This is a genomic window from Desulfomicrobium macestii, from assembly GCF_014873765.1.
GTDB classification, from domain to species: domain Bacteria; phylum Desulfobacterota; class Desulfovibrionia; order Desulfovibrionales; family Desulfomicrobiaceae; genus Desulfomicrobium; species Desulfomicrobium macestii.
The window spans coordinates 1-3,399 of the sequence record NZ_JADBGG010000079.1; the positions used below are offsets into that span (position 1 = coordinate 1).

Below are 3,399 nucleotides of genomic sequence, written 5' to 3' on the forward strand. Positions count from 1 at the left end.
CATGGTGCTCGTTGATGGTTGTCTTGCAACCCCATCAAAAGGGAGAACCTCTTAAATTTCAAGAGGAAGTGTCAGATCAAGTCGGAACTATTTCAGCTTAAATGACCGCGTTACTGCAAGATCAACGTTCATTTGTTCTTCTCCTTAACCTTAATTTGAATCTCAACATCACCATCGACCGCCGCCCGGACAAGTCCAGCCGCGGTCTCCAAACGCCTGTCGGCACTGGGTCAGATATTCGTCATGTTTCCGATCCAATTTGGAGCGCAGTTCCGCTATGCGATCCGACAGCGCCTTTACCTTCTCAGTATCTGGATTTTCCTGTTCCCAGAGCGTCTCCAGCTCCATTTGTTTCGCGCTCAACTCCTGTCGCAACGGTAAGATCTCCTGCATAAACTGGGAACGCCTCTCGCGCCATTGCTTGCGCTGCTCAGGGGGCATGTCCTGCCAGCCTTGCGGGTCAGGCCCCATCTCTCTACCATACCCGCGCATCCCACGGCCCATGTCGCGATCATGGCCCATCATTCCAGATCCTCGACCGTGGTACCCTGATCCTTGGCCCATCATTCCCGGCCCCATGCCTTCAGTTCCGTATCCGGAACCTGAATAGGATGGGTTTTGTGTCTGCACCGATTGATTATCAGCCGCCCACAAAGGGGCTGCCAGCAAAAGCGATATTAACATAAAGCTTAATATTATCTTTCTCATGATCAATCTCCTTTCTGCTCAGTATATGAGCCTTTATATTCTCAAAGGCCATATATTTTCGATGCAATAGATGCTGATTATAGCCCATGAGTATCCATTTATTTGATTTGTTTCTGATGGAGGACACATTTTAGTTTGCGAAAGTAATCCAAACTCGTCAGAAACATCTCGCCCTTGGCTTCAGCTTTCTTAGCAAAAACTCCTTTTACTTATTAGGTGTTTATCTCTCTGCTCCAGCGTAGTCCGGCCATCTCGATTTACAGTTTTATGCGCTGCGCCCAAAGATCCGCCATTATCACCAATCGGTCCTGTACCAGACCGCGCACTTGGCCCAGTGCTCGGGCGTCAGGTTCAGGCCCTCAAACATGCGAGCCATGCTGCGGGGTGCGCCGGGACGCCTTTCATTCCGGCACTCATTTGCCCCATCATTTTTCCCATGCCGCCGGGCCCGCCCATCATATGCGACATCATCATGCGCATCATCAAAGATTTTCATTTCATGTTTTGCTCCTTTCTCTCTGTGCTGTTTAGTCCATAACGAGGACCCCATAAAAAACGGTGACGCATTTTTAAACACCATTTTATAAATAAGAAGCAACTATTATTCCTTTTTTACAGAGCAGACCTTTACAACACTTATCATCCTGACATTACTGACGATATATATGATAGAACACCACAAATCTCACATTAGTAGATAGGTGAAAAAACGTCATATTCAACCCCAGTGGTCATATATGATAGTTATTTTGCTTTCATTTGCTGTCGATTGTTGCAAAATCAGTTCAAGCAGAACGAAGCAGCTTGAGCAACTCTTCCGCCGCAGGTCTCGACGAGGCCGGGTTCTGGCCGGTCACAAGCTTGCCGTCCACCTGGACGTACGGCGCCCAGTCAGCGCCATTGCTGTAGAGGCCACCGCGTTCCTTTAGTCGGTCTTCCAATAGAAAAGGTACGACATCGGTCAAGCCTACGGCTTCTTCTTCTGCATTGGTAAAACCGGTCACGCGTTTACTCTTGACAAGATATTCACCGTCTTTCCCGCGCACATTAACTAATGAGACCGGCGCGTGACACACTGCACCGACCGGCTTGTCAGCCTTTACGAAGGATTCGATCAGCGCGATGGATTCCCTGTTATCGACCAGGTCCCACATCGGACCATGACCACCGGGGTAGAAGACTGCGTCGAAATCTTCCGCGGACACATCAGCTACCTTTTTCGTGTCAGCAAGTTCAGCCTGCGCAGCCTCGTCTTTGCTGTAGCGCTTGGTTGATTCTGTCAGATTTTCGGGAAGTTCGCTGGTCGGATCAAGCGGCGGCCGTCCCCCCTTGGGCGAGGCCAGCGTGATCTTTGCTCCGGCATCCTTGAACACGTAATAGGGTGACACGAACTCTTCCAGCCAGAAACCAGTCTTCTTTCCGGTGTTGCCAAGTTGGTCATAAGAAGTAAGAACAATAAGAATTTTCATAGCTAACCACCTTTGATTAAATATTAAGAATTCACCTGGAAGCGTCCTCGTACTCGTGGAGCCCATCAAGCTCTAGAGACATCGCATAAGCAATGGAGCACAAGCCAAGACCATTAAGATAAACCATGACAGAAGAATCTTCTCCCTTTTCCATTTTAGTGTACCTCTCTCGTTTCAGCAAACTTCTCGGAGAAAATCTTAATCGTCCCCGACAATACCGAACTCGCGCAACAGTGCGCCGATCTGGGTTTTGTTGAGCTTGTTCATCAGCAGATTGCGCACGAATGCAGGACCCGGGATGTCGATCTCCTTGCCGTCACGCAGGCGGCCTGTCGCGGACAGGAGCATGCGAATGTCGTAGGTCGAGTTGAATACCTCCGGCACGCCGCGCTCGACGTCGAGCAGTGTGTAGACAGCCTCCATCGGCGTTCGTACGGAATACTCGGTGGTGAAGATGCAGTCGCGCTCCCTGGATTCCGCGAACTGCCCAATGAAGGCGAAGTTTACAGCGCCCTCAGGCACCACGTCCGGGCGATCACCGGCCTGGCGAGGCATGAAGAAGGCGGTCACGTACGGCATCATCACCGGCACGGTCATCGCACCCGTTGCGGCCAGTTCGGGAATGTCCTCGACCGGCACGCCCAGATGGTAGAGCCATTTCTGTGTGATCTCTTCGCCGCTGCAATCCTGCATCGGCTTCTTCACGTAATCGCCGGTATCAGTTCATTAATCCGCCATGCCTCATGCACAGGCCCTAACGGATTTTTCCCGGTCCCACTGCCGCGTCTGTGCCACGGCGATAAAAGTTTCAAGCTCTTTGGCGTCCAAGTTGCCTGCACCTTTCCCCTTCATGCCAGCCAAAACAATTATCACTCACCATCTCATTGCCCTCTATTGCTTCAATCCACGGAAATTCCAGCGATAATTCAATGTATTTTGGCATAGCCTCCGCTATCATCATGAACACGATGCAAACTTGATCTTTTTCTTTGCCAGAAGTTCATATCGCAAGGTGCGTGCCGAATGGGAAATACGAGCTCTTCTGTCTGCAACAGACCGAGTCCATGGTAAAAATGCGAAAAAAAGTGACGGCGTGGGGCAATAACCTCCAACGAAATCCTCAATATCTAACTCGACTTTCGGGGTTGTTAGTAAAGTCGCCGGAACATAAATCTATCGAGAATAATTGGATATTTTGATTGAGGGGATCCTCATTCTGTAG

General features: G+C 50.1%; 4 protein-coding genes. All 4 read right to left on the bottom strand.

What is annotated here, in order from left to right; genetic code table 11:
• Window positions 1-168 precede the first annotated feature (168 nt).
• Window positions 169-708: a periplasmic heavy metal sensor gene (locus H4684_RS20345; RefSeq protein WP_192625156.1), complete on the bottom strand. Its 540-nt coding sequence runs from the start codon at window positions 706-708 to the stop codon at window positions 169-171.
• 295 nt (window positions 709-1,003) lie between these two features.
• Window positions 1,004-1,306, bottom strand: coding sequence for a hypothetical protein (locus H4684_RS20350; protein WP_192625157.1), 303 nt, complete (start codon window positions 1,304-1,306; stop codon window positions 1,004-1,006).
• A 187-nt stretch (window positions 1,307-1,493) separates the two neighbouring features.
• Window positions 1,494-2,177, bottom strand: coding sequence for a type 1 glutamine amidotransferase domain-containing protein (locus H4684_RS20355; RefSeq protein ID WP_192625158.1), 684 nt, complete (start codon window positions 2,175-2,177; stop codon window positions 1,494-1,496).
• A gap of 198 nt (window positions 2,178-2,375) precedes the next feature.
• Complete coding sequence (locus H4684_RS20360; protein ID WP_318779669.1) at window positions 2,376-2,882, bottom strand: oleate hydratase; 507 nt, start codon at window positions 2,880-2,882, stop codon at window positions 2,376-2,378.
• Window positions 2,883-3,399 lie beyond the last annotated feature (517 nt).